Source organism: Streptomyces sp. NPDC029296 (assembly GCF_055569255.1).
Map to the genome: position 1 here is coordinate 192,744 of NZ_JBVHXT010000005.1, position 23,250 is coordinate 215,993.

23 protein-coding genes and 2 tRNA genes are annotated in these 23,250 nt (G+C 72.4%); 8 read left to right on the forward strand and 17 right to left on the reverse strand.

The genetic code is table 11. The features are described from left to right. Window positions 1–107: 107 nt before the first annotated feature. The 8 genes from def to ACZ4W9_RS06585 all read right to left on the reverse strand — a co-directional run bounded on the left by def (window position 108) and on the right by ACZ4W9_RS06585 (window position 7,369). Entirely contained in the window at window positions 108–758 is a 651-nt protein-coding gene (def, locus tag ACZ4W9_RS06550) for a peptide deformylase (protein ID WP_467933619.1), read from the reverse strand. A gap of 127 nt (window positions 759–885) precedes the next feature. Beyond that, window positions 886–1,866: a hypothetical protein gene (locus ACZ4W9_RS06555; RefSeq protein WP_467933620.1), complete on the reverse strand. Its 981-nt coding sequence runs from the start codon at window positions 1,864–1,866 to the stop codon at window positions 886–888. 99 nt (window positions 1,867–1,965) lie between these two features. After that, a complete protein-coding gene (locus ACZ4W9_RS06560) occupies window positions 1,966–3,246 on the reverse strand; it encodes an HD-GYP domain-containing protein (protein ID WP_467933621.1) in 1,281 nt (426 codons plus the stop codon). Next, a complete protein-coding gene (locus ACZ4W9_RS06565) occupies window positions 3,243–4,547 on the reverse strand; it encodes an HD-GYP domain-containing protein (RefSeq protein ID WP_467933623.1) in 1,305 nt (434 codons plus the stop codon). The genes ACZ4W9_RS06560 and ACZ4W9_RS06565 overlap by 4 nt, the downstream gene beginning before the upstream one ends. Before the next feature lie 111 nt (window positions 4,548–4,658). Next, window positions 4,659–4,970: a mycothiol system anti-sigma-R factor gene (gene rsrA, locus ACZ4W9_RS06570; RefSeq protein ID WP_467933624.1), complete on the reverse strand. Its 312-nt coding sequence runs from the start codon at window positions 4,968–4,970 to the stop codon at window positions 4,659–4,661. After that, window positions 4,967–5,656 (reverse strand): sigma-70 family RNA polymerase sigma factor, encoded by a 690-nt coding sequence (locus ACZ4W9_RS06575; protein WP_467933625.1) that lies wholly within the window; start codon window positions 5,654–5,656, stop codon window positions 4,967–4,969. Before ACZ4W9_RS06575 ends, rsrA begins: the two co-directional genes overlap by 4 nt. Before the next feature lie 257 nt (window positions 5,657–5,913). Beyond that, complete coding sequence (locus tag ACZ4W9_RS06580; RefSeq protein WP_467933627.1) at window positions 5,914–6,552, reverse strand: alpha/beta hydrolase family protein; 639 nt, start codon at window positions 6,550–6,552, stop codon at window positions 5,914–5,916. Between the two features lies 1 nt (window position 6,553). Continuing rightward, window positions 6,554–7,369: an SOS response-associated peptidase gene (locus ACZ4W9_RS06585; RefSeq protein WP_467933628.1), complete on the reverse strand. Its 816-nt coding sequence runs from the start codon at window positions 7,367–7,369 to the stop codon at window positions 6,554–6,556. A 50-nt stretch (window positions 7,370–7,419) separates the two neighbouring features. Between ACZ4W9_RS06585 and ACZ4W9_RS06590 the strand changes: the two genes are divergently transcribed. From ACZ4W9_RS06590 to ACZ4W9_RS06605, 4 genes are all read left to right on the forward strand, one after another. Next, window positions 7,420–8,142 (forward strand): M50 family metallopeptidase, encoded by a 723-nt coding sequence (locus tag ACZ4W9_RS06590; protein WP_467933629.1) that lies wholly within the window; start codon window positions 7,420–7,422, stop codon window positions 8,140–8,142. A 28-nt stretch (window positions 8,143–8,170) separates the two neighbouring features. Further along, window positions 8,171–9,487, forward strand: a complete 1,317-nt coding sequence (gene aroA / locus ACZ4W9_RS06595) for a 3-phosphoshikimate 1-carboxyvinyltransferase (RefSeq protein WP_467933631.1) — start codon at window positions 8,171–8,173, stop codon at window positions 9,485–9,487. A gap of 11 nt (window positions 9,488–9,498) precedes the next feature. After that, a complete protein-coding gene (gene rsgA / locus ACZ4W9_RS06600) occupies window positions 9,499–10,509 on the forward strand; it encodes a ribosome small subunit-dependent GTPase A (RefSeq protein WP_467933632.1) in 1,011 nt (336 codons plus the stop codon). An 86-nt stretch (window positions 10,510–10,595) separates the two neighbouring features. Then, the gene (locus ACZ4W9_RS06605) at window positions 10,596–10,919 is read left to right on the forward strand and encodes a DMT family transporter (RefSeq protein ID WP_014674883.1); all 324 of its coding nucleotides are present in this window, start codon (window positions 10,596–10,598) and stop codon (window positions 10,917–10,919) included. Here the strand turns inward: ACZ4W9_RS06605 and ACZ4W9_RS06610 are convergent. Beyond that, a complete protein-coding gene (locus tag ACZ4W9_RS06610; protein WP_467933633.1) occupies window positions 10,916–11,533 on the reverse strand; it encodes a TetR/AcrR family transcriptional regulator in 618 nt (205 codons plus the stop codon). The genes ACZ4W9_RS06605 and ACZ4W9_RS06610 overlap by 4 nt on opposite strands. Before the next feature lie 215 nt (window positions 11,534–11,748). On the opposite strand from ACZ4W9_RS06610, the gene hisN reads away from it, so the two are divergent. After that, window positions 11,749–12,549 (forward strand): histidinol-phosphatase, encoded by an 801-nt coding sequence (gene hisN, locus ACZ4W9_RS06615; protein ID WP_467933635.1) that lies wholly within the window; start codon window positions 11,749–11,751, stop codon window positions 12,547–12,549. Between the two features lie 144 nt (window positions 12,550–12,693). Beyond that, the gene (locus ACZ4W9_RS06620; protein WP_467933636.1) at window positions 12,694–13,089 is read left to right on the forward strand and encodes a CBS domain-containing protein; all 396 of its coding nucleotides are present in this window, start codon (window positions 12,694–12,696) and stop codon (window positions 13,087–13,089) included. Between the two features lie 65 nt (window positions 13,090–13,154). Here the strand turns inward: ACZ4W9_RS06620 and ACZ4W9_RS06625 are convergent, their stop codons facing one another. Beyond that, complete coding sequence (locus ACZ4W9_RS06625; RefSeq protein ID WP_467933637.1) at window positions 13,155–14,609, reverse strand: catalase; 1,455 nt, start codon at window positions 14,607–14,609, stop codon at window positions 13,155–13,157. A 145-nt stretch (window positions 14,610–14,754) separates the two neighbouring features. Between ACZ4W9_RS06625 and ACZ4W9_RS06630 the strand changes: the two genes are divergently transcribed. Beyond that, a complete protein-coding gene (locus tag ACZ4W9_RS06630) occupies window positions 14,755–15,171 on the forward strand; it encodes a Fur family transcriptional regulator (RefSeq protein ID WP_467933639.1) in 417 nt (138 codons plus the stop codon). A gap of 150 nt (window positions 15,172–15,321) precedes the next feature. Here the strand turns inward: ACZ4W9_RS06630 and ACZ4W9_RS06635 are convergent. The 4 genes from ACZ4W9_RS06635 to ACZ4W9_RS06650 all read right to left on the reverse strand — a co-directional run bounded on the left by ACZ4W9_RS06635 (window position 15,322) and on the right by ACZ4W9_RS06650 (window position 20,549). Continuing rightward, a tRNA-Met gene (locus ACZ4W9_RS06635) sits at window positions 15,322–15,395 on the reverse strand. 68 nt (window positions 15,396–15,463) lie between these two features. Then, the gene (locus ACZ4W9_RS06640) at window positions 15,464–17,290 is read right to left on the reverse strand and encodes a tetratricopeptide repeat protein (RefSeq protein WP_467933640.1); all 1,827 of its coding nucleotides are present in this window, start codon (window positions 17,288–17,290) and stop codon (window positions 15,464–15,466) included. 209 nt (window positions 17,291–17,499) lie between these two features. Beyond that, a tRNA-Met gene (locus tag ACZ4W9_RS06645) sits at window positions 17,500–17,573 on the reverse strand. Between the two features lie 42 nt (window positions 17,574–17,615). Next, window positions 17,616–20,549: a UPF0182 family protein gene (locus ACZ4W9_RS06650; protein WP_467933691.1), complete on the reverse strand. Its 2,934-nt coding sequence runs from the start codon at window positions 20,547–20,549 to the stop codon at window positions 17,616–17,618. Between the two features lie 164 nt (window positions 20,550–20,713). On the opposite strand from ACZ4W9_RS06650, the gene ACZ4W9_RS06655 reads away from it, so the two are divergent. Continuing rightward, window positions 20,714–21,256 (forward strand): PPA1309 family protein, encoded by a 543-nt coding sequence (locus ACZ4W9_RS06655; protein ID WP_467933641.1) that lies wholly within the window; start codon window positions 20,714–20,716, stop codon window positions 21,254–21,256. A 74-nt stretch (window positions 21,257–21,330) separates the two neighbouring features. On the opposite strand, the gene ACZ4W9_RS06660 is transcribed toward ACZ4W9_RS06655, so the two are convergent. The 3 genes from ACZ4W9_RS06660 to ACZ4W9_RS06670 form a co-directional block, all read right to left on the reverse strand. Continuing rightward, window positions 21,331–22,428 (reverse strand): YlbL family protein, encoded by a 1,098-nt coding sequence (locus ACZ4W9_RS06660; protein ID WP_467933643.1) that lies wholly within the window; start codon window positions 22,426–22,428, stop codon window positions 21,331–21,333. A gap of 50 nt (window positions 22,429–22,478) precedes the next feature. Further along, window positions 22,479–22,652 (reverse strand): hypothetical protein, encoded by a 174-nt coding sequence (locus tag ACZ4W9_RS06665; protein WP_318201492.1) that lies wholly within the window; start codon window positions 22,650–22,652, stop codon window positions 22,479–22,481. Window positions 22,653–22,784: 132 nt separating this feature from the next. Next, window positions 22,785–23,246 carry a molybdenum cofactor biosynthesis protein MoaE gene (locus ACZ4W9_RS06670; RefSeq protein WP_467933645.1) on the reverse strand — a complete coding sequence of 154 codons (462 nt, stop codon included), beginning with the start codon at window positions 23,244–23,246 and terminating at the stop codon, window positions 22,785–22,787. Window positions 23,247–23,250: the final 4 nt, after the last annotated feature.

Sequence of the window (23,250 nt, forward strand, 5' to 3'; positions counted from 1 at the left end):
AAAAAAAAAAAAACACCCACCAACCACCCCCCCCACCCCCCCCCCCACCCCCCCCCCCCCCCCCCCCCCCCCCCCCCCCCCCCCCCCCCGCAGCGGATGCGAGGGGGTCAGTCGTTGGCGACCACGGGGTAGCGCGGCTCGTTCTCGGCCATCTGCCGCAGCGCGTCCTTGCGGTCCCGCTTGGAGAGGCGGTCGATGTACAGGTAGCCGTAGAGGTGGTCGGTCTCGTGCTGGAGGCAGCGCGCGAAGTAGCCGGTGCCCCGGACCTTGATCGGGTTGCCCCGCTCGTCCTGGCCGGTCACCTCGGCGTAGTCGGGACGCGCGAGCGCGGCGTACGCCGTGGGGACGGACAGGCAGCCCTCGTTGCTGTCGTCGAGCCGGCGGCGGTCGGCGGGCAGGTCGACCAGCTTCGGGTTGCAGACCACACCGACGTGCCGGACACCCTCGTCGTCCTGGCAGTCGTAGACGAAGACCTTGCGGTCGACACCGATCTGGTTGGCGGCCAGGCCCACGCCCTCGGCGGTGCGCTGGCTCGCGAACATGTCGGCGACCAGCTGCTGGAGCTCCTCGCCGAACTCGGTGACGTCCTGGCACTCCTTGTGCAGGACCGGGTTGCCGACGACCGTGATCGGCCGCGAGGTGCCGCGCTCACGCCAGGCGTTCTCGCGCTCCTCGCAGTTCTCCGTGTCGACGACATAGCCCTCGTCGTCGACCGGGAGCACGCCCGCGTCCTGCTGATCGGTGTCCTGCTGCGCCATGACCGACGTACGCCTTCCTCAAAGAACAGGGGGGAGATGTTGCTGGTACAGGTTACGTGTACGCGCCCCTGAGGGGCGCGGGGAACTCCGCGACCGGCCACGGCGGCGCCGCGGCCGCACGCGGTCCTCAGCACACCTCTTCGAGGTCCCGCCAGTCACGCGAATCCGGGCTGTCGGCGACCCATCCGTCGAGCAGCCCCCGGACCAGCGAGGGCGGCGCGGCCACCCCGCACTCCCGCTCGGGCACCCACAGCTGCCCGTCCGTCCGATGCCCCAGCGGACCGGGATGCCCCGGCTCGCTGTGGTCGTGCGGGTCCAGGTGCACCCCCTCCCCCTCGTCGGAGGGCATCCGGGACTCGCTGCACATCCGGCACAGCAACCGCACCGAGGACGACCAGTCCTCCGCGGCGAACCCCGCGTCGGCGGCCAGCTGCTCCAGCGCGTCCCGGTCGGCCTCGGTGGCCGCCTCCAGCAGGACCACCCAGGTGGGCACGGGGGACGGCGCCCACAACTCGATCTCGTCGAAGACCGGGTAGGAGTGCCCGGTGGAGGTGGTGCGCTCGCCGTGCGGGACGCCGTCGTGCAGCACGACCTCGCCCCAGCGCCGCCCGGACGAGGGAAGCGGGATCGACAGCACCTCCAGCCGGGCCGGGTCCAGCCGCCGGCCCCAGACGACCTCGGCCTCGCCCTCCGGGGAGAGCCGTACGGCCGCGCTGCCCAGTTCCATGCCGAGCGGCTCGGCGGAGGCGGCGGAGCCCCCGGGCACCTTCAGCCCGTACGCCTGCCAGGCGCGGCGGGCCAGCGGCCAGTCCTGGAGGGCGGTCGCGGCGATGCCGACGTTCCACCAGTCGGGCGCCCCGGTGTCCCGGTCGAGCAGGGCGACCGCGCGCAGTCCGGCCGCGCGGGCCTGCTCCCAGTCGTGCCGGAACTTGTGCAGCAGGGCGAGGTTGAACCAGGACTCCGACAGCCAGGGTTCGAGATCGGCGGCGCGTGTCAGCAGTTCGCCCGCGTCCTCGTACCGGCCGTCGCCGATGAGTGTGAACGCGCGGTCCGTGGCCTGCCGCCAGGAGGCGGAGGGCCGGTGCCGTCCCTTGCCGAAGATCCTCACGATTCCCGCCTGCCAGTTCCATTTCCCGCTGTGGGCTGGCTTGTGCCCCCGGACACCCTCTCCCTCGCATCCAACCACGTACGGCGGGAAAGGTGCTCATTACCCATGGGTTACCCAGCCGGGCGCGGGGTCAGACAGTCCCGGCCGTCTCACCGGCACGCGTTCCCGCGCCGCCTGGGGCTGGGCCAGTACCCGGGCGAGCGACTCCATCACCCGCGGGTCGTACTCCCGGGCGGTGCCGAGCCGCAGTTCCTCCAGCACGCGCGAGGAGCCCTCGGGGCCGGCGTCCCGGCTCCTCTCGTCGTAGGCGTTGACGGCCCGGACGATGCGGGCGGCGAGCGGCTGCTCGGGGTAGGGGTCGGCCTGCCGCTCCACCACGACGGCGACGGCCGGGTCGACCCCGGTCTGCCGGACGACGGCGCCGCCGAGCAGGGCGATGCGCCGCTGCTCGGCGGCGGGCAGGGCGGCGGTGGCACCGGCCGGGACCGGGTCGACCAGGCTGAGCTGGCCGATGTCGTGCATCAGGGCCGCGTACTCCAGCACGGTCAGCTCCGGCCGGGTCAGTCCGAGGTCCCGGCCCACGGCGAGGCTGAGCGCGGCCACCCGGCGCGCGTGCCCGGCGGGGGTGCAGCCGGCGATCTCGGTGGCGCGGGCCAGCGAGGCGATGGTCTGCCGGTAGGTGGCGCGGACCGCCGCGTACCGGCGCACGGACAGCTGGACGAGCAGCAGCGGCAGGCAGAACACGGGCAGCGCCCACAGCCCGGCGACGGCGACCGCGAGCGCCATCACCGCACCGGTCGCGACGACGGCGGAGCCGATGCCGAGCAGCCCGCGCACCTCCTCGCGCAGCAGCGGGCCGAACGGCCAGCCGGTGCGGCAGTGGGCCAGCGCGGCGGCCAGCACGATGCCGCACAGGGAGGTCAGGGCGAGCAGGGTGAGCAGCAGCAGGGCGTAGGCGGGTCCGCACCAGGGGGTGAAGACACCCTTGTTGTACAGGGGTTGGAAGCAGAGGGCGGCGAAGCCGACGGTGAGGATCCGGCGGGCCAGGTGATCGGCGGTGGGGGCGCGGCCGGACCAGATGTGCGGGACGGCGCCGAGCAGCGCGGCGACGAGGACGACGGTGACGACCTGGGCGGCGTCGTGCTGGCTGGGCCGCCCGGCGACGGCGCCCAGCAGGGCGTACGACAGCGAGCCGGCGGCGCCGAGGGGCGCGGCCTGCCGGGCCCGGTCGTCGCTCCACCGGGCCAGCTCGCCGACGGTGACGAGCAGCCCGAAGGCGAGCGCGTCGCCCCGGTCGGCCAGGCCGGTCCACAGGGTGTCGGCGAGGGAGCCGGCCGCGGCGAGCGCGGCGGCGGTGTGGATGAGCCGCAGCACGGTCATCGGTGCGCCCCGGTGCGCGGGGCCCGCTCGGCGGGTGCGGTGCCGTGGGCCGGTTCGTCGGCGGTGACCGCCGGGCGCCAGCCCTCGCGGCGCAGGGCACGGATCAGCGCGCGCACCATGCGGGGGTCGAAGTGCGCCCCGGCGCAGCGCTCCAGCTCGGCGACGGCGGCCTCGACCGGGCGGGCCCGGCTGTAGCAGCGGGTGGAGGTCATGGCGTCGAAGGCGTCCGCGACGGCGACGATCCGGGCGCACTCGGGGATCCGGTCGCCGGCCAGGCCGTAGGGGTATCCGGTGCCGTCGAGCCGTTCGTGGTGGTGGAGGATGGCCGTGCGGGCCTCGCCGAGGAAGGAGATCCCGCGGACCATCTCGTGCCCGTACTCGGGGTGCAGTTCGATGATCCGGCGTTCCTCGGGGGTGAGCGGCCCGTCCTTGCGCAGCAGCCGGGTGGGCACGCCCAGCTTGCCGACGTCGTGCAGGATGCCCGCGAAGCGCAGCACCTCCACCCGGTCGTCGTCCAGGCCGAGTTCGCGGGCGATCAGCACGGAGGCCTGCCCGACGCGTTCGCTGTGGCCGCGGGTGTAGCCGTCCTTGATGTCGACGGCCTGGACGAGGGCGCGGATGGTCGCCTGGTGGGCGGCGCGCTCGCGGTGGTACTGGGCGAACACCCACCAGGAGACGCACATGGGCAGCAGCACCAGCAGCGCGGACACCGGTCCGTAGGGGCTGCGCCACAGCACGGCCATCATCAGGCCCGCGAGTCCGTGCGCCGCGACGGGGGCGAGGGAACGGGCCAGCAGGCCGCGCCAGGTCCGGCACGGCGGCACCAGCCCGGCGGCCGAGCGCAGGCCGCCGTCGAGCACGGTGAGCACCAGGCAGAAGGCGAGCACGGCGGCGCCGGCCGGCAGCAGGGCGTAGGGGAAGTCGGAGCCGGCCACGGCGGCGCGGCCACCGAGCGCCCCGTGCACCCGGGCGGCGGCCCACACGGCGAGCACGGGCCGCGCGGCCCGCCACACGCGCCGGGGCAGGGCGGGCCGGTGGCCGACCGGGCAGAGCAGGGCGGCGGGCACCGGGACCAGCGCGGCGGCCGACGGCGGCAGCAGGAACGCTCCGGCGAGCAGCACGGGATAGAAGGTGCCGCCGAAGCGCCGGTGCACGGCGTGCTCACAGGCCGCGTAGAGTGCGGCGAGCAGGGTGGGCGCCGCCCAGGCGCCGGGGGTGTCCGGCGGGCGGGACAGGCAGAGGGCGCCCAGCAGGGCGACGGCGGCCACATAGCCGCGTGCCCTCGCCGGTACCGCGTCCATCACGCCCCTCCCCGACCACGTCTGTCCAGGCTCGGAGCCTAGGACGGCAATCGGGGGGTGTGGGGCCTATGACCTGAGGATTAGCACGTACGGGTGATTTGACCCGGCGTGTCAGGACTCCTGGGGCGCGGTCGGCGCCCGGGTCACGTCGTGCTCCGGAACGGTCTGCCCGGAGCGGATCAGCTCGATCCGCCCCATGACCTTGGCCCGCAGGTCGGCCGGCACGTCGTCATGCCCGCAGCACCGCTTGACCAGCTTCTTCACGGCCTGCTCCAGGCCGTACTTCTCCAGGCACGGCGAGCATTCCTCGAAGTGGTGCTGGAACTTGTCGCGATCGATGTCCGGCATCTCGCTGTCGAGGAACTCGTAGAGGTGGTCGAGGACCTCACCGCAGTCCGTCTCGTGCGGCTCTCCGCAGCTCATGAGCCCGAGCCTTTCGCTTCGTTCGACTCTCCGGCGCCCGCCGGGACCAGCCCGCGCTCCCGGGCGTAGTCCTCCAGCATGCCGCGCAGCTGACGGCGGCCCCGGTGCAGCCGGGACATCACCGTACCGATGGGTGTCCCCATGATGTCCGCGATCTCCTTGTAGGCAAAGCCCTCTACATCCGCCAGATAGACGGCGATGCGGAACTCCTCGGGGATCGCCTGCAGGGCTTCCTTCACGTCCGAGTCGGGCAGGTGGTCGAGCGCCTGCGACTCGGCGGAGCGCAGCCCCGTCGACATGTGCGACTCGGCGCGCGCGAGCTGCCAGTCCTCGATCTCCTCGGCCGCGCTGCGCTGGGGTTCGCGCTGCTTCTTGCGGTAGGAGTTGATGAAGGTGTTGGTGAGGATCCGGTACAGCCACGCCTTGAGGTTGGTGCCCTCGCGGAACTGGTGGAAGGACGCGTACGCCTTGGCGTAGGTCTCCTGCACCAGGTCCTCGGCGTCGGCCGGGTTGCGCGTCATGCGCAGCGCGGCCGAGTACATCTGGTCGAGGAACTCGAGCGCGTCCCGCTCGAAGCGCGCGTTGCGCTGCGCGCCCGTCTCGTCGGACGCGCGGATGCCCTGGCCCTCGGGCAGCTCCGCCTGGCCGTTGTCGGTCCCTGCGTCGGTCCCAGTGACCGGACCCACCTCCTCAAGATCCCGGGCGGGACCGAAACCGATCCCACTCGTTTCGGAGGATAGAACACGACCCGCACCCGCCGCCGCTCGAATAGGAGCCGTCTTGGCCGCGTGCAGCACGGACCAGTCCAGGTCAGCGGCGCTGCGGCGGCTCGGGCAGATGGTCGAACCCATGCGGCGGACTTCCTCTCCTGCTACGACATCGGTGCCGGGTCCCCGGCACTCCTGACCCCCTCAACAGCGTGCCGCCGCGCCGCATTCCCGCCTCATCCCAGTGACGCGACCCACGTGCGCACCGCGCCGGTGACGATCTCCAGCGCGCGCTCCTGGGTGACCTCCGCGCGCTTGGGCACCGCGAAGCCGTGATCCGCGTACGCCACCTCGGCCAGGCCGTAATCGCCCGGGGGGAACTCGGCCGGCTTCCCGAAGGGGTCGTTGCCGCCCTGCACGACCAGTGTGGGCACCCCGGCGCCCAGCAGTTCGTCGGCGCGGGACTTCTCCGGCTTGCCCGGCGGGTGCAGCGGGAAGCTCAGCGCGAGCACGGCGTGCGCGCCCAGTCCGGCCGCCGTGCGGCAGGCGACCCGGGCGCCCGCGCTGCGGCCGCCGGAGATCACCGGCAGGCCGGGCCGGGTGAGCGCGGGCCACACCCCGCGCCATCCGGTGTCCAGGGTCTTCGGCCCGGGCGCGACCTTCTTGCCGGCCACCCGCCAGGGCTGCTCGACGAGGGCGACGGTCACGCCGTGCGCGGGCAGCGCGCCGGCGAGCGCCTGGAGGTCGCGGGCCTCGATGCCGCCGCCCGCGCCGTGGCTCAGGGCCAGCACCAGCCGCGCCTTCGCGGCCGGGTGCCAGGTGATCCGGGCGTCCCCGGCCTGGGTGGCGACCGTCTCGGTGGTGACGTCGGTCATGTCAGAAGAGTGTGCCCTCTTCCGGCGCCTCCAGCTCCTTCAGCAGCTCCGGACCGTTGTTGCGGACGTTGCTGACGGCGGTGGAGACCGGGTAGGCGCGCATCAGGCCGGCCGGGGGCGGGGCGAGCAGGGCGCGCAGCTCCCCGGGGTCGGTGCGGGAGGGGTCGAGCCAGGCGTCCCAGCGGTCGGGGGTGAGCATCAGCGGCATCCGGGGGTGGATGTCGGCGAGCGAGCGGGGGCCCTCGGCGGGGGCGACGGCCAGCGGGCTCCGCTCCGCCTCGGTGGTGATCACCGAGCAGGTGACCCACCAGGCCCCGGGGTGGTCGTCGGGCAGGGTCCGGTCGCGCCAGAACTCGTACAGTCCCGCCATCGCGAACACCGAGCCGTCGGCGGGCAGCACGAAGTACGGCTGCTTGCGGGGCCGCTTCTTCCTGCCCTCGACCTCCAGCTCGCGTTCCTGCTCACCGGTGACCCACTCGTAGTAGCCGTCGGCGGGCAGGATGCAGCGGCGGGCGGCGAAGGCGCGGCGGTAGGCGGGCTTCTCGTGCACGGTCTCCGCGCGGGCGTTGATCATCCGGGCGCCGCCCTCCGGCGTCTTGGCCCAGGACGGCACCAGTCCCCACTTGAGCTTGCGCAGCTGGCGAACCGGACGGGGGGATTCCGCGTCTTTCAGAGGACGGTCCAGGACGGCGTAGACCTCCTTGGTCGGCGCCACGTTGTAGTCCGGCTCCAAGGTCTCCTCGGGCTCCCACTTGTCGATCTCGAAGACGCCTGCGAGATCCTCGGGCCTACGACTGGATGCATACCGTCCGCACATAAGTGCCACACTGCCAGACCCGTCACGAGAACAGGGAGCCGTCCGGACCCATGGAGAGTTTCGCCGCCACCGCGCTGCCCGACCTCTGGGACCGGCTCACCGGCACCCAGCCCGCTCCGGGGTCGTGGGTGGTGCTGGCCACGCTCGCCGCCGCGTTCGCCGTCGTCGTGCCGCACCCGGTGTGGCGGGTGTTCCGCAACGCGATCACCATCGCGCACGAGGGGGGCCACGGTCTGCTCGCCCTCCTCACCGGCCGGCGGCTCACCGGCATACGGCTGCACTCCGACACCAGCGGGCTCACCGTGAGCCGGGGCAAGCCGTACGGCGCCGGGATGATCCTGACCGCCGCCGCCGGCTACCCGGCCCCCGCCCTGCTGGGCCTCGGCGGGGCAGCGCTGCTGGCGGCCGGCCGCATCACCCTGCTGCTGTGGGCGGCGACCGCGCTGCTGCTGGCGATGCTGGTGATGATCCGCAACGCCTACGGCGTGCTGACCGTGGTCCTGGCCGGCGGGACGTTCCTGCTGGTGTCCTGGCTGGCACAGCCGCCGGTGCAGGCGGCGTTCGGGTACGCGGTGGTGTGGTTCCTGCTGCTGGGCGGGGTCCGCCCGGCGTTCGAGCTGCAGGCCGCGCGCTCGCGGGGCCGGGCGGGCGACTCGGACGCGGACCAGCTGTCCCGGCTGACCCACGTACCGGCGGGCCTGTGGCTGTTCCTGTTCCACGCGGTATCGCTGTGCTCGCTGATCGGCGGAGGCCGCTGGCTGCTGGAAGGTTGACCCCGGGCCCTCCTTATAAAGTGGCCCCATGGCCCCGAACAGCTCCTCCACCGCCCTCTGGCCCGCCCCGCACGCGAGCGGAGCCGTCGACGCGACGGTCCACGTGCCGGGGTCCAAGTCGGTCACCAACCGCGCCCTGGTCCTGGCCGCGCTGGCCTCCGAGCCGGGCTGGCTGCGCCGCCCGCTGCGGTCCCGGGACACGCTGCTGATGGCCGGCGCGCTGCGGGCCATGGGCGTGGAGATCGAGGAGGGGGTGGGTCCCGACGGCACCGGCGAGGCCTGGCGGGTGCTGCCCACGGGCCTGCGCGGCCCGGCCACGGTGGACGTCGGCAACGCCGGCACGGTGATGCGGTTCCTGCCGCCGGTGGCCGCGCTGGCCGACGGGCCGATCCGGTTCGACGGGGACCCCCGCTCGTACGAGCGTCCGCTGCACGGTGTGATCGACGCGCTGCGCGGGCTCGGCGCGCGGATCGACGACGACGGCCGGGGCGCGCTGCCGCTGACCGTGCACGGCGGCGGGGCCCTGGACGGCGGCCCGGTGTCGGTCGACGCCTCCTCCTCGTCCCAGTTCGTCTCGGCGCTGCTGCTGTCCGGCCCGCGCTTCAACCAGGGCGTGGAGGTCCGCCACACCGGCGCGACCCTGCCCTCGATGCCGCACATCCGGATGACGGTGGACATGCTGCGCGCGGTCGGCGCCCAGGTGGACACCCCGGAGTCGGGCGGCGAGCCGAACGTGTGGCGGGTGACGCCGGGCGCGCTGCTCGGCCGGGACCTGACCATCGAGCCGGACCTGTCCAACGCGCAGCCGTTCCTGGCGGCGGCCCTGGTGACCGGCGGCAAGGTGCTGATCCCGGACTGGCCGGCCCGCACCACCCAGCCGGGTGACCGGCTGCGGGAGATCTTCACCGAGATGGGCGGCTCCTGCGAGCTCACCGAGTACGGGCTGGTGTTCACCGGTTCCGGGGCGGTCCACGGCATCGACGTGGACCTCGGTGACGTGGGCGAGCTGACCCCGGGCGTGGCGGCGGTGGCCGCGCTCGCCGACTCGCCGTCCACCCTGCGGGGCGTGGCCCATCTGCGGCTGCACGAGACGGACCGGCTGGCCGCGCTCACCAAGGAGATCAACGAGCTGGGCGGCGACGTCACGGAGACCGCCGACGGCCTGCGCATCCGCCCGCGCCCGCTGCACGGCGGGACCTTCCACACCTACGAGGACCACCGCATGGCGACCGCCGGTGCGATCATCGGCCTGGCCGTGCCGGGGGTGCGGATCGAGAACGTGGCGACGACGGCGAAGACCCTGCCGGACTTCCCCGAGCTGTGGACCGGGATGCTCGGGCAGTAGGGACGTACGCCATGCGCCGCTACGGCAAGCACACCGACGAGGACGACATCCGCAGCCGCCCCAACCGCAAGGGCAACCGGCCGCGCACGAACATCCGTCCCAAGCACGAGGACGCGGCCGAGGGCATGGTCCTCACGGTCGACCGGGGCCGGCTGACCTGCCTGGTGGACGACCGGCCCGTGCTGGCGATGAAGGCCCGTGAGCTGGGCCGCAAGGCCGCCGTCGTGGGCGACCGGGTGGCCCTGGTCGGTGATCTGTCCGGCAAGAAGGACACCCTCGCCCGGATCGTCCGCATCGAGGAGCGGTCGTCGGTGCTGCGGCGCACGGCCGACGACGACGACCCCTACGAGCGGGTGGTCGTCGCCAACGCCGACCAGCTGGCCATCGTCACCGCCCTGGCCGACCCCGAGCCCCGCCCCCGCCTCATCGACCGCTGTCTGGTCGCGGCCTACGACGGCGGCCTGGAGCCGCTGCTGGTGATGACCAAGTCGGACCTGGCGCCGCCGGACAAGCTGCTGGAGCTGTACGGCGCGCTGGACATCCCGTACGTCGTCACCAGCCGGGAGGAGCTGGAGAACGGCGACGCGGCGGACCGGGTGCGCGCCCACCTCGGCGGCAAGATCACCGCGTTCGTGGGCCACTCGGGCGTCGGCAAGACGACCCTGGTCAACGCGCTGGTGCCGCGGGAGCGCCGGCGGACGACGGGACTGGTCAACGCGGTGACGGGCCGGGGTCGGCACACCACCACGTCCGCGCTCGCGCTGCCGCTGGCGGGCGACGACGGCTGGGTGGTCGACACCCCGGGCGTCCGTTCCTTCGGGCTCGCCCACATCGACCCGTCCCGGGTGATCCACGCCTTCCCGGATCTGGAGCCGGGGACCGCGGGCTGCCCGCGCGCGTGCGGACACGACGAGCCGGACTGCGCGCTGGACGCGTGGGTGGCGGACGGGCACGCCGATCCGGCGCGGCTCTACTCGCTGCGCCGGCTGTTGTCCACGCGCGAACGCCGGGAAGGCGACTGAGTCCAGCGTTGTTTGCCCGAGCACCGGTCCGGTGAGTGCATAATCGCACCGAGCCGGAGATCCGGATCCAAGTGGGAGGACCGCACATGGCGTGGCTGCTGGTCATAGTGGCCGGGATTCTGGAGACCGGTTTCGCCGTGTGTCTGAAACTCTCACACGGTTTCACCCGCCTGTGGCCGACGATCGCGTTCGCCTCGTTCGCCCTGGGCAGCTTCGGTCTGCTGACCCTGTCCCTGCGCAAACTGGACGTCGGCCCCGCCTACGCGGTGTGGACCGGGATCGGCGCGGCGGGCACCGCGATCTACGGCATGGTCTTCCTCGGCGACCTGGTGTCCACCCTGAAGATCGTCTCCATCAGCCTGGTCATCGTCGGGGTGATCGGACTTCAGCTGTCGGGCTCCGCGCACTAGGACGCGGGCCGCGCCGGCCGGGCCAGGTGGCGCGGGAGGACCGCCCGGACCAGTTCCGCGATGGCGCCCTCGCCGGCCGGGGCCGCCACACAGGACAGGGCGAGGCGGACGACCAGCTCGCAGCAGAGCAGCAGGTCGGCGGGGGCGGCGCCGGGCGCGGCCAGCGCGGTCGCCATGCGGTCCCGGACGATCCGCACGAAGTCGCGGGGCGCGGGCAGCGGCCCGTCCGCCCGGCGCTGGGCCGGCACCGTGGCGGTGGAGTGCGCGGCGGTGAGCGGCGGGCTCGGCAGCCGTTCGGTCCAGCAGCCGGTGAGCAGCGCCCGCACCAGCACGTTGTCCCGGGCGGCGGCGGCCGTCCACTCGGCGGCGGCGGTGAGCCGCGCGCAGGGCTCGGCGGAACCGGCGAGGGCCCGCTCGACCCCGGCGAGGTAGCCGTCGGCCTCCCGCCGCACCAGCGCCCGCGCGAGGCCGTCCTTGCTGCCGAACTCGTTGTACAGGGTCTGCCGGGACACTCCGGCCCGCGCGGCCACGTCGACCATCCGCACCGCGGACCACGGCCGGCGCGCGAGCGCCGTGCGGGCGGCGTCCAACAACGATTCCCGGGCAGCAGGCATCCGCGCCTCCCTGGGCCACAGCGACGTAGCGCCCAGATTTGACGGGGTTGTATGCACTGTCAAGGGTTCGCGGGGGGTACGGGGGCGTGCGAGGGCGCACGGGAGGTGGTGACCGCCGGTCCACGGGCCCCGGACGGACCGGACCGGCACGGCCGCGCCCGCGCCGTACGGCCCCCTGTGGCCCCGTACCGGTCCCGGCGGATACGGTTCGTCACATGCCCGACTACCTCGACGACCTGCGCCTCGCCCACGCCCTCGCGGACGCGGCCGACGCCGCCACCACGGCCCGCTTCAAGGCCCTCGACCTGAAGGTGGAGACCAAGCCGGACATGACCCCGGTGAGCGAGGCGGACAAGGCGGCGGAAGAACTGATCCGCGGCCACCTCCAGCGCGCCCGCCCCGGGGACGCCGTCCTCGGCGAGGAGTACGGCGTCGAGGGCACCGGCCCCCGGCGCTGGGTGGTCGACCCGATCGACGGCACCAAGAACTACGTCCGCGGTGTCCCGGTGTGGGCCACCCTCATCGCCCTGATGGAGGAGGGCGAGGACGGCTTCCAGCCGGTCGTCGGGGTCGTCTCCGCCCCCGCGCTCGGCCGCCGCTGGTGGGCCGCGAAGGGCCACGGCGCCTTCGCCGGCCGCGATCTCGCCTCCGGCCTCCCCATCCACGCCTCCCGCGTCGGCGGGCTCGCGGACGCCTCCTTCGCGTACTCCTCGCTCTCCGGCTGGGAGGAGCAGGGCCGCCTGGACGGCTTCCTGGACCTCACCCGCCAGGTGTGGCGCACGCGCGCGTACGGCGATTTCTGGCCGTACATGATGGTCGCGGAGGGCTCCGTGGACATCTGCGCCGAACCGGAGCTGTCCCTCTGGGACATGGCCGCCAACGCGATCATCGTCACCGAGGCGGGCGGCACCTTCACCGGCCTCGACGGCCGTCCGGGCCCGCACAGCGGCAACGCGGCGGCGTCCAACGGCCTGCTGCACGAGGAGCTGCTGGGGTATCTCGGCCCGCGCCGCTAGAGCGCCGGCCTGCCCCCGCGCGCCGCCGGCAAGCGGCGCGCGCCCTCTTGTTGACCCTCCCTTTGCCTGCCACCCTGGGCCCACCCCACTTGTGAACAAGTGAATCCCGAGGTTTCGCGGGATTTCCCAGGAGGTGGCCCCTTCATGCTCGTCCGTGACGCCATGAGCACGGTGATCCTCACCCTCGGCCCCGCCCACACCCTCCGTCAGGCAGCCATCCTGATGTCGGCCCGCCGGGTCGGCGCCGCCGTGGTCCTCGACCCGGACGCCGGCGGCATCGGCATCCTCACCGAACGCGACATCCTCGTCTCCGTCGGCCTGGGCCAGGACCCGGACGCCGAACCCCTGCACGCCCACACCACCACCGACGTCGTCTTCGCCGCCCCGACCTGGACCCTGGAGGAGGCGGCCCGCGCCATGGCGCACGGCGGCTTCCGGCACCTGGTCGTGCTCGACCGCGGCGAGGTGGCCGGGATCGTCTCGGTCCGCGACATCGTGCGCCGCTGGGCCCCGGCCCGGGCGCCCGTCCCCGCGGCCTGAACGCACGAACGGGCCGGACCCAGAGCACCATGGGTCCGGCCCGCCCAGCCGCGAGGGCGGCCGGCTCAGCCGCGCAGCGCCTGCACCGCGGTCTCCAGCCGCTTGCCGAAGTCGGCGTCGGCGTTGCGGAAGTTGCCGATCGCGCGCTCGACGATGTCCTGGCGCGTGACCTTGGAGATGAAGCCGGCCAGGTTGGCGACCAGGCGCTCCTTCTCCTCCTCCGTCATCAGCCGGTACAGGTTGCCCGCCTGGACGAAGTCGTTGTCCTCGGCGTGGACCGGCGTCGGGTGGTTGCCGGTGCCACCGGCGAGGCCGTCGACCGGCTGCCACAGCGGACGGCCGGTCTGCTGCGGCCCGCCGAAGCTGTTCGGCTCGTAGTTCTTCTCCCCGCCGTGCCGGCCGTCGTAGAGGAAGCCGTCCCGGGAGTTGGTGCGCGCCTCGGTGGCGTGCGGGCGGTTGACCGGCAGGTGGTCGGCGTTGATGCCGACGCGGTAGCGGTGCGCGTCGCCGTAGGCGAACAGCCGGCCCTGGAGCATCTTGTCGGGCGAGGGGCCGATGCCGGGCACGAAGTGCGCCGGGGAGAAGATCGACTGCTCGACCTCGGCGAAGATGTTCCGCGGGTTGCGGTTCAGCTCCAGCTTGCCGATCTCGATGACCGGGTAGTCCGCGTGCGGCCACACCTTGGTCAGGTCGAACGGGTTGAAGCGGTAGGTCGCCGCGTCCGCCGCCGGCATGATCTGCACGCCCACGGTCCAGCTCGGGAACTCGCCGCGCTCGATCGCCTCGCGCAGGTCGCGCTGGTGGGAGTCGGGGTCCTTGCCCGCGAGGACCTCGGCCTCCTCGGCGGTGAGGTTCTTGATCCCCTGGTCGGTCTTGAAGTGGTACTTGACCCAGAAGACCTCGCCGGCCTCGTTGTTCCACTGGAAGGTGTGCGAGCCGAAGCCGTCCATGTGCCGGTACGACGCCGGGATGCCGCGGTCGCCGAACAGCCAGGTCACCTGGTGCGTGGACTCCGGCGACAGCGACCAGAAGTCCCACACGTTGTCGGCTTCCTGGCTGCCGGTGTACGGGTCGCGCTTCTGGGTGTGGATGAAGTCCGGGAACTTGATCGCGTCCCGGATGAAGAACACCGGGGTGTTGTTGCCGACGAGGTCGTAGTTGCCCTCCTCGGTGTAGAACTTCAGCGCGAAGCCGCGCGGGTCACGGACGGCGTCCGCCGCGCCGAGGTTGCCGGCCACGGTCGAGAACCGCAGGAAGACCTCGGTCTCCTTGCCCACCTCGGAGAGGAAGGCGGCCCGCGTGTACGGGGTCACGTCCGCGGTCACCGTGAAGGTGCCGTACGCACCGGCGCCGCGCGCGTGCACGACCCGCTCCGGGATGCGCTCCCGGTTGAAGTGGGCCAGCTTCTCCAGCAGCAGCTGGTCCTGGACGAGGACCGGCCCGCCGACGCCCGCCGTCTCGCTGTTCTGGTTGTCGGCGACCGGAGCCCCGGCCTCCGTGGTGAGCGGTCCCTGCGTCACGTGCGCCTCCTGCGTCATCACTGACTAGTCCTGTCCTGTGGCCAAAGCCATCCCTGATCCTACAATGGACTTTGTCTAAGTCAAGTGGTGATCCAAAGTCACACCTATTCCCGACCTGGGGTCCCCTCCTGTTAGGCTGGTGGCCATGAGCGACCTTCTGGAACGGCTGCGTGGACGCGGATGGCGGATGACCGCGCAGCGGCGCGTGGTGGCCGAGGTCCTGAACGGCGAGCACGTCCATCTGACCGCCGACGAGGTGCACGCGCGTGCCGTCGCGAAGCTGCCCGAGATCTCCCGGGCGACCGTCTACAACACCCTGGGCGAGCTGGTCTCGCTCGGCGAGGTGCTGGAGGTCGCGACGGACAAGCGCGCCAAGCGGTACGACCCGAACGCGCACCGGCCGCACCACCACCTGGTGTGCGCCCGCTGCGGCGCGATCCGCGACGTCCACCCGAACGGCAACCCCCTCGCCGACCTCCCCGTCACCGAGCGCTTCGGTTTCACGGTGTCGGACGTCGAGGTGACGTACCGCGGACTGTGCCCGGACTGCGCGGGCACGTGAGCCGAGCGGCACCCGCGTGACACGCGGCACAAGGGGGCGAAAGCCCCCTTTTTTACTGCCCGAACTCTCCTGCGGCCCACCGCCCGGGCCCAGTCCCAGAAACGACCGAGGGCCGGAATCCATTCCTGGATTCCGGCCCTCTGCCTTCAGTAGCGGGGACAGGATTTGAACCTGCGACCTCTGGGTTATGAGCCCAGCGAGCTACCGAGCTGCTCCACCCCGCGTCGATGAATAAGACACTACGTGACTCCTGCGCCGGGATGCAAATCCCTTGTCCGGCGAGTGACCACGGTCACGCCGACAGCTCCTCCCGCAGCGCGTCGCGCAGCCGGCCCGCCCGCTCGGCCACCTCCGCCGGGCCCAGCTCCACCGCCCGGTCGGCCCAGCGCTGCCCCTCCGCCAGCTCGCCGCGACGCGCGTAGACCAGGGCCAGCCGCAGCGCCGCCCGCCCGTGCCCGGCGTCGGCGGCCCGGGCCCACCACACCGCCGCCTCCGGCTCGCTGCCCTCGCGGGCGAGCAGCAGCCCGAGGTTGAAGGCGCCGTTGCGGGAGCCGGACTCGGCCGCCCTGCGGTACCACCGCGCCGCCTGCACGACGTCCCCGCGGGCGGCGGCCAGCATCCCGACCCGGACCTGCGCCCGCCGGTGCCCCTGGGTGGCGGCCCGCTCGTACCACTCCTCGCACTCGGTCTTCTCGTGCACGATCTCCCCCAGCTCGTGCGCGGGCTCCGGCGGCCGGCGTGCGTCGAGCAGGGTGGCCAGCCGGTATGCGCCCTCCGCGCTGCCGCCCCCCGCGGCGCAGCGCAGGTGCCGCTCGGCCTCCTGCTCGTCGCCCTCGCGCAGCCGGGCGATCCCGACCTGGAGCGCGGCCTCGGCGTGCCCGGCGGCGGCGGCCCGCTCGTACCAGCGCAGGGCCGTCCGCTCCTCGCCCCGGCCGGCGTAGAGGATGCCGAGGTTGAACGCGGCGTCCACGCTCCCGGCCTCGGCGGCCTTGGAGAACCACGGTTCGGCCCCGGTCGTGTCCCCGCCCTGGAGCAGCAGGATGGCCAGCGCGTTGGCGGCCTCCCGGTGCCCGGCGTAGGCGGCCCGCCGGTACCACTGCTCGGCCTGTGCGGTACGGCCCTGCTCGGCGCAGAGCAGCCCGAGGTTGTAGGCGCCGTTGTCGTCACCGGCGGTCAGCGCGGCCCGGTACCAGCGCTCGGCGGTCTGGGTCTCGCCGCGCTCGGCGTGCAGGGCGCCCAGCGCGTTGGCCGCGTTGCCGTCGCCCTCCTGCGCGGCGCGCAGCCACCACACGGCGGCGCTCTCGGTGTCGCCGGCGTCCCGCAGCAGGAAGCCGAGGGCGCAGGCGGCCCGCGGCTCGCCGTCCTTGGCGGAGGTCAGGTACCAGCGCCCGGCCTCCTTCAGCTCCCCGCGCCGCTCCAGGATCGCCCCGAGCTGGAGTGCGGCCTTGCGGTGCCCGCGCGCGGCGGCCTGCCGGTACCACTGCTCGGCCTCCGCTCCGCCGTGGTCGGGGCCGTTGTCCTCCCCGGACCACTCCTCCCCCTGTCCGGCGGCCTGGTCCAGCGCCCGGGCCAGCCGGTAGGCGGCCTCGCGGTGCCCGCGTTCGGCGGCGGAGCGCATCCAGTGTTCGGCCCCGGCGTCGCCGCGGTGCTCCAGCAGGTCGGCGAGGGCGTAGGCGCCGAGGACATGGCCCTGCTCGGCGGACTGGCGCAGCCAGTACTCGGCGGCCGGCTCGTCCCCGCGCTCGCGGTGGTAGCGGCCGAGGGCGTGGGCCGCGGCGGCGGACCCGGCCACGGCGGCGATCCGCCACCAGCCGGCCGCCTCCTCGGGGTAACCGCGCTGGTGCAGCAGGACGCCCAGGTTGTTGGCGGCGGCCCGGTCGCCGGCCGCGGTGGCGGCGCGCAGGTGGGGTTCGGCCGCGTCCGGGTCGCCACGGCGCAGCAGCATCGCTCCCAGGACACTGGCCGCCTCGGCGTCACCGCTCTGCGCGGCGAGCGCCAGACGCGTCTCCTCGGCGGCGTCCCCCATGTCCACCAGCTCGTCGCGGGCCGACTCCATACCGGAAGACTGCGCAAATCGCCCTGACTCGAACAGAGTTGCCTTCTCCCCCATAACGTCCATCGTCGCACCACCTGCAACCTGGGTACACCCGGTATACCGCAGCAGCCCGTGAGGTCACTTCGGCGTTTTGTCGACATGCCCACAGAGAGACAAGTCAAACACAAACCCCCCAACTCCCCACGGCGGCGCGGCCCTCCCTCCCCTCGGCACATGAGTTCGCACACCACGAAGGCCCGGATCCCTTTTCCGGATCCGGGCCTTCGATGCAGTAGCGGGGACAGGATTTGAACCTGCGACCTCTGGGTTATGAGCCCAGCGAGCTACCGAGCTGCTCCACCCCGCGCCGTTGCGTGTCAACAGTACCACGGCGCGGGAGGTGCCTTGATCAACTCTTGTTCTCGCCGCCGTTCTTCCCGCCGGTCTTCTCGCCGGTCTTCTCGCCGGTCTTCTCGTCGGCCTTGTCGCCGGCCTTCGACTGGGCCCGCTCGGCCTGCTCCAGCGCGTCCTGGAGTTCCTTCTGCGCCTTGGCGTACGCGTCCCAGTCCGGCCCGTCCTTCAGCGCCTGCTGTCCGGCGTCGAAGGCCTTCTGGGCGTCCTGGAGCGCCTTGCGGACGGTCGGGTTGCCGGTGTCGGGCGGGTTGCCGGTCCCGGATTCCGGCGGCCTGGTGGACGGGCTCTTCGCCCCGAAGACCTTGTCGAGCGCCTCACCGAGCGTGTTCTCGAACGCGGTCTCGCTCCCGTAGGTGACCAGGACCTTGCGCAGCAGCGGCAGCTTGAGCCCGCCGCCGCGGACGTAGACGGGCTCCACGTACAGCAGTCCGCCGTCCAGCGGCACGGTCAGCAGGTTGCCGTACTCGATGTCGGAGTCACCGCCCTTGAGGAGCTTGAGCGAGGCGGCGATCTTCTCGTTCGAGTTGAACTTGCTCTGTACCTGCTTGGGCCCGTCGACCGTCGTCCTGGCCGGCAGTTTCAGGATTCTGATCTTGCCGTAGTCGCTGGTTCCGGCCTCCGCGTCGACGGACATGAACGCGGCCAGGTTGTCCCGCCCGTTGGGCGTGAACGTCGTCGACAGCGAGAACGCCTGCTTGTCCTGGTCCGGCATCTTCATGCTCAGGTAGTACGGCGGCACCGCGTTGCCCGACTTGTTGGTCGGGTCGTTGGGCACCTGCCACACCTCGCTGCCGGTCAGATACGTCTCGGCGTCCGTCACGTGGTAGCGGGTGAGCAGTTCGCGCTGCACCTTGAACAGGTCCTGCGGGTAGCGCAGGTGGTCCATCAGGTCGCCGGAGATCGCGCTCTTCGGCCGCACGGTGTCCGGGAACGCCTTCATCCAGGTCTTCAGCACCGGGTCCTGGGTGTCCCACTGGTACAGCTTCACCTCACCGGTGTAGGCGTCGACCGTCGCCTTCACCGAGTTGCGGATGTAGTTGACCTGGTTCTGCTGGGCCACCACCGCGCGGGAGTCGTTCGTCGCCGTCAGCGAGTCGGCCGTCGTGTCGCCGAGGGTCGTGCGGGAGGAGTACGGATAGCCGTTGGTGGTGGTGTAGGCGTCGACGATCCACTGGATGCGCCCGCGCACGACCGCCGGGTAGGCGTCGCCGTCGATGGTCAGCCAGGGGGCGACCGCCTCCACGCGCTCCTTGGGCGTGCGGTTGTACAGGATCCGCGAACCCTCGCCGATCGCGCCCGAGTACAGGATCTGCGGCTCGTTGAAGGTCAGCGCGTACGCGGCCCGGTTGAGCGGGTTGTCGAGGTTGACGCCGCTGCCGCCCCGGTACCTGGTCGGCTTCTCGGCGTCGTTGTCGGAGTAGTCGATCTCCTCCTGGGGACCGCCGACGATCGAGTAGGTGGTGGTCTTCTCGCCGTAGTAGATCCGCTGCTCGTAGGTGCCGAGGTCGCCTCTGGACGGCAGGTCGTACTCGGTGAAGACCGGCTCGCCGCCCTTGGCCTCGGTGCCCTTGGCGGCGACGACGCCGAAGCCGTGCGTGTAGCGGAAGTGGTCGTTGATCCAGTTGTGCTTCGGAACGCCGGCCAGGTCCAGTTCGCGCAGCCCGATGACCGTGTCCTGTTCCTTGCCGTCCTTGCCGGGGTACCGGTCGACGTCCAGGTTGGTCGGGAAGCCGTAGTAGTTCTTCATCTCCTGGCGCTGCTGGAACGTCGGGGAGACGATGTTCGGGTCGATGATCCGGATGCTCGCCGCGTCGTTCGCGTCGCCGCGCAGCTTCGACTTGCCCGAGGTCGTCGGCTCGCCGTCGTACGCGGTGACCTTGGTGTCGTCGATGCCGTACGCCGCGCGGGTGGCCTTCAGGTTCTTCTGGACGTACGGCGCCTCCTTCGCCTGCTCGTTCGGCTGGACCTGGAACTTCTGCACGATGGCCGGGTACAGGCCGCCGATCAGGATCGCCGAGAGCACCATCAGGCCGAAGCCGATGACGGGCAGCTGCCAGGTGCGCCGCCACAGCGTGGCGAAGAACAGCAGCGCGCAGATGACGGCGATGCAGAAGAGGATGGTCTTGGCCGGCAGGTAGGCGTTGGCGTCGACGTAGCGCAGGCCGGTCCAGTTGTCGGTGGCCTTGAAGTCGCTGGACTTGACCGCGAGGCCGTACCGGTCGAGCCAGTAGGCGACCGCCTTGAGGGCGACGAAGATGCCGAGCAGCACCGACAGGTGGCCGGTCGCGGCGGCGGTGGCCCGCGTGCCCGGGCTGGTGATGCGCAGCCCGCCGTACAGGTAGTGGGTGAGCGCGGCGGCGATCAGGCACAGGACGGTGGCGGCGAAGCCGAAGCCCAGCAGGAAGCGGTACCAGGGCAGGTCGAAGGCGTAGAAGGCGACGTCGAGGTGGAACTGCGGGTCCTTCTCGTGGAAGGGCACGCCGTTCACCCACATCAGCCAGGTCCGCCACTGGCCCGCCGCCGAGGCGCCCGCGATCAGCCCGACCACGCAGGTGACGGCGAGCAGCAGCCACTTCTTGTACGGCGCGATGCCCATGCGGTAGCGGTCCAGGCTCTGCTGCTCCATGGACATGGCGCTGAGCGGGGGCCGCAGCCGGTGCGCGAGCCAGATGTTGAGGCCGACCACGGCCGCCATCAGCAGGCCGAAGACGAAGAACAGGCCGATCTTCGTGGACAGGGTGGTGGTGAACACGGACGAGTAGTGCACCGACCGGTACCAGAGCCAGTCGGTCCAGAAGCCCGCGAACATGGTGAACACCATGCCGAGGACGGCGAGGACACCCAGGGTCACGAGCAGGGCCCGGACCTTACGCGACGGGCGGCCTGCCCTGATCCGTGGCCCCGTCGGGCCTCCGCCGCGGTCCGGCATCTGGAAAGCCAAGGTGCGCCCCTCGAAGTTCGCTGTCGTTCCGTCAGGCCCTCGGGTTCGCGGGCCCACCGTGGCCCCCCGTGATCGCGGGCCCACACCTATGCAACTTACTCACGGTTTACTCGGTTCCCGATTCCGGCCGGGAACGAGGCAGGATTGTGACCATGTCCAACACTCCCATGGCAGCGAGCCCGCTCACCCGGGCCGTACTCGAGATCGACGAGTACGTCTCCGGCCTCGGCTGGGACCGGCCCGCTCGCCTTTTCGCCCTCGTAGACACCGCACGGCTGCGGGCTCAGGAACCTTCGCTCGCGGCTCAGCTGGGCCTCGGGGACGAGTCCGAGACCGTCGGTCTCACCCCGATCGAGCAGGACGAGGTCCCCTCCGGCAAGCCGCTGGACGAGTTCCTCGCCACCATCGCCTGGCCCGGCGCGGTCGCCGGCTGCGCGCTCACCGTGGAGCGGCTGATGCTGCCGCCGTCCGCCGAGACCCAGGTCCCCTCCGACCTGGACGAGGCCCGGCTGGCCGAGTGGGTCGCCCGGCACCCCGAGCGCCAGGAGGTCCGCATGACGGTGGCCGTGCTGCGCGACGGCAGCCGCGAGTCGGCGCTGCGGCTGCGCGAGAAGGACTCCCCGACGGAGGTCCTGACCGGCCCCGACCTGGTGCCGGGCCTGGCGGACGCGCTGGCGGCCACGTTCGCGGACTGATCCGGCCGGCCGCGGTACGGCACTGGGGGCGCCCCTCGTCCGCGAGGGGCGCCCCCAGCCGTGTCACGGCCCGCTCAGCCCTTGGCGGCGCACTTCGGCAGGGCGGCGGTGTCCCCGCCGCGGATGTCCTCCAGCGCGTCGAGCGCGTCGCCGATGGTCCTCACCTTGACCAGGGTCAGCCCGTCCGGGGTGTCCTTGGCCGCCGCCGCGCAGTTGTCGGCGGGGGTGAGGAAGTACCGGGCGCCCTTGTCGCGTGCGCCGACGGTCTTCATCTCGATGCCGCCGATCGGGCCGACCGTGCCGTTGTCGTCGATGGTGCCGGTGCCGGCGACGAACGTGCCGCCGGTGAGGCTGCCCGGTGTGAGCTTGTCGTAGATGCCGAGCGCGAACATCAGGCCGGCGCTGGGGCCGCCGACGTCGGCGAGCTTGATGTCCACGGTGAACGGGAAGGTGTGGTCGGTCCCGGCGGAGATGCCGACGATGGCCCGCTTGGCACCGCCGTCGTCGGAGGCGCGGGTCGTGATCGTGATGTCCCGCGTGCCGGTCGCCGTCCTGGGGGCTTTCTCCGCGGCGGCCTGCTCCTTGGCGGGGACGATCGTGAAGACGACGTCCTGCCCCGGCTTGTGCTTGGTGACCAGCTTGGCGACGTCGCCCGGCTGCCTGACCGCCGTACCGTCCACGGCCTTGATCACATCGCCGGCGTGCAGCCTGCCCTCGGCCGGGGAGCCCTTGACGACCGTGGAGACGATCACCCAGGACTTCACCGGGATGTGCAGCTCCTTCAGGGCGGCGACCTTGGCGCTCTCCTGGGACTGGCTGAACTCCTCGGCGTTCTCCTGGCTGGACTGCTCCTCCGTCTTGCCGTCCGGGTACAGCGTGTCGTGCGGGACGATCTTGCTGTCGTGGGCCAGCCAGCCGTAGACGGCCTCGACGAGGTTCATCCGGTAGTCGGCGCCGGTCACCCGCACGGTGGTCATGTTCAGGTGGCCGTCGGCCGGGTACGTCTTGCGCCCGGAGATCTGCAGCACCGGCTCGCCGTCGTGCTCCCCGAGCGTGTTCACGGTGGGGCCGGGGGACATCTCCGCGTACGGCACGGGGATGAGCACTCCCGAGCACAGGAGCGCGATCAGCATCAGGGTCGAGGCGAGCATCGTCACGGTGCGGCGTGGCATGCCACGACAGTACGGGACGCCCCTGTCGGTGCGCCGTCAGGGCACCCCGGTCACGCGCCGCGCGCGCCCGGGCGGGGCTTCTCCATGGCCTCGCGGAACCGGGCGTACCCGTCCAGCTCGGGACCGTCGCCGCGCACCTTGCGGGTCCGGTTGGCCCAACTGCCCCAGAGTCCGCCGCCGACCGCGGCCATCAGCGGAATCAGCAGCCAGACAAGCACCCCCATGCCGACCTCCTACGCCATGAGCGTCCGCAACTGACTGATCAGCAGATTAACCATCCGCACGGACAACGCTCACGCCAGGGTGCCGGTTACGCAACCGGAGGCGCCGGTGTGCCGGACCGCACGCCATCGCTGTCAGCAGGCGCCCACCCACTCCTCGGTACCGTCGGAGAACTTCTGGTGCTTCCAGATGGGCACCTCGTGCTTGAGGTCGTCGATCAGCTTGCGGCAGGCGTCGAACGCCTCCGCGCGGTGCGGGCAGGCCACGGCGACGACCACGGCGAGGTCCCCGACCCGCAGGTCGCCCACCCGGTGGACGGCGGCCAGCGCCCGCACGGGGTGGTCGGCGACGACCTTCTCGGCGATCCGCCGCATCTCGGCCTCGGCGCTGGGGTGGCAGGAGTAGCCGAGGGCGTCCACGTCGGCGCCGCCGTCGTGATTGCGCACGGTGCCCACGAACAGCGCGATGCCGCCGGCCGCCGCGTCCTCGACGGCGCGCAGGACCTCGTCCACGGAGAGCGGTGTCTCCCGGACGGCGATCAGCTTGACGGGATCCTCAGCCGCCCGCTCACCCGGGTGGTCGTTCGTGAGTGCCATGGAC

Bases quoted from the DNA above. Each gene is read 5' to 3' on its own strand.
- ACZ4W9_RS06650 (WP_467933691.1), bottom strand. From the start codon at position 20,549: ATGCCGGACCGCGGCGGAGGCCCGACGGGGCCACGGATCAGGGCAGGC.
- ACZ4W9_RS06660 (WP_467933643.1), bottom strand. From the start codon at position 22,428: ATGCCACGCCGCACCGTGACGATGCTCGCCTCGACCCTGATGCTGATC.
- ACZ4W9_RS06605 (WP_014674883.1), top strand. From the start codon at position 10,596: ATGGCGTGGCTGCTGGTCATAGTGGCCGGGATTCTGGAGACCGGTTTC.
- rsrA (WP_467933624.1), bottom strand. From the start codon at position 4,970: ATGAGCTGCGGAGAGCCGCACGAGACGGACTGCGGTGAGGTCCTCGAC.
- ACZ4W9_RS06620 (WP_467933636.1), top strand. From the start codon at position 12,694: ATGCTCGTCCGTGACGCCATGAGCACGGTGATCCTCACCCTCGGCCCC.
- ACZ4W9_RS06585 (WP_467933628.1), bottom strand. From the start codon at position 7,369: ATGTGCGGACGGTATGCATCCAGTCGTAGGCCCGAGGATCTCGCAGGC.
- ACZ4W9_RS06665 (WP_318201492.1), bottom strand. From the start codon at position 22,652: ATGGGGGTGCTTGTCTGGCTGCTGATTCCGCTGATGGCCGCGGTCGGC.
- def (WP_467933619.1), bottom strand. From the start codon at position 758: ATGGCGCAGCAGGACACCGATCAGCAGGACGCGGGCGTGCTCCCGGTC.
- rsgA (WP_467933632.1), top strand. From the start codon at position 9,499: ATGCGCCGCTACGGCAAGCACACCGACGAGGACGACATCCGCAGCCGC.
- ACZ4W9_RS06640 (WP_467933640.1), bottom strand. From the start codon at position 17,290: ATGGACGTTATGGGGGAGAAGGCAACTCTGTTCGAGTCAGGGCGATTT.
- ACZ4W9_RS06560 (WP_467933621.1), bottom strand. From the start codon at position 3,246: ATGACCGTGCTGCGGCTCATCCACACCGCCGCCGCGCTCGCCGCGGCC.
- ACZ4W9_RS06580 (WP_467933627.1), bottom strand. From the start codon at position 6,552: ATGACCGACGTCACCACCGAGACGGTCGCCACCCAGGCCGGGGACGCC.
- aroA (WP_467933631.1), top strand. From the start codon at position 8,171: ATGGCCCCGAACAGCTCCTCCACCGCCCTCTGGCCCGCCCCGCACGCG.
- ACZ4W9_RS06610 (WP_467933633.1), bottom strand. From the start codon at position 11,533: ATGCCTGCTGCCCGGGAATCGTTGTTGGACGCCGCCCGCACGGCGCTC.
- ACZ4W9_RS06630 (WP_467933639.1), top strand. From the start codon at position 14,755: ATGAGCGACCTTCTGGAACGGCTGCGTGGACGCGGATGGCGGATGACC.
- ACZ4W9_RS06565 (WP_467933623.1), bottom strand. From the start codon at position 4,547: ATGGACGCGGTACCGGCGAGGGCACGCGGCTATGTGGCCGCCGTCGCC.
- hisN (WP_467933635.1), top strand. From the start codon at position 11,749: ATGCCCGACTACCTCGACGACCTGCGCCTCGCCCACGCCCTCGCGGAC.
- ACZ4W9_RS06670 (WP_467933645.1), bottom strand. From the start codon at position 23,246: ATGGCACTCACGAACGACCACCCGGGTGAGCGGGCGGCTGAGGATCCC.
- ACZ4W9_RS06655 (WP_467933641.1), top strand. From the start codon at position 20,714: ATGTCCAACACTCCCATGGCAGCGAGCCCGCTCACCCGGGCCGTACTC.
- ACZ4W9_RS06590 (WP_467933629.1), top strand. From the start codon at position 7,420: ATGGAGAGTTTCGCCGCCACCGCGCTGCCCGACCTCTGGGACCGGCTC.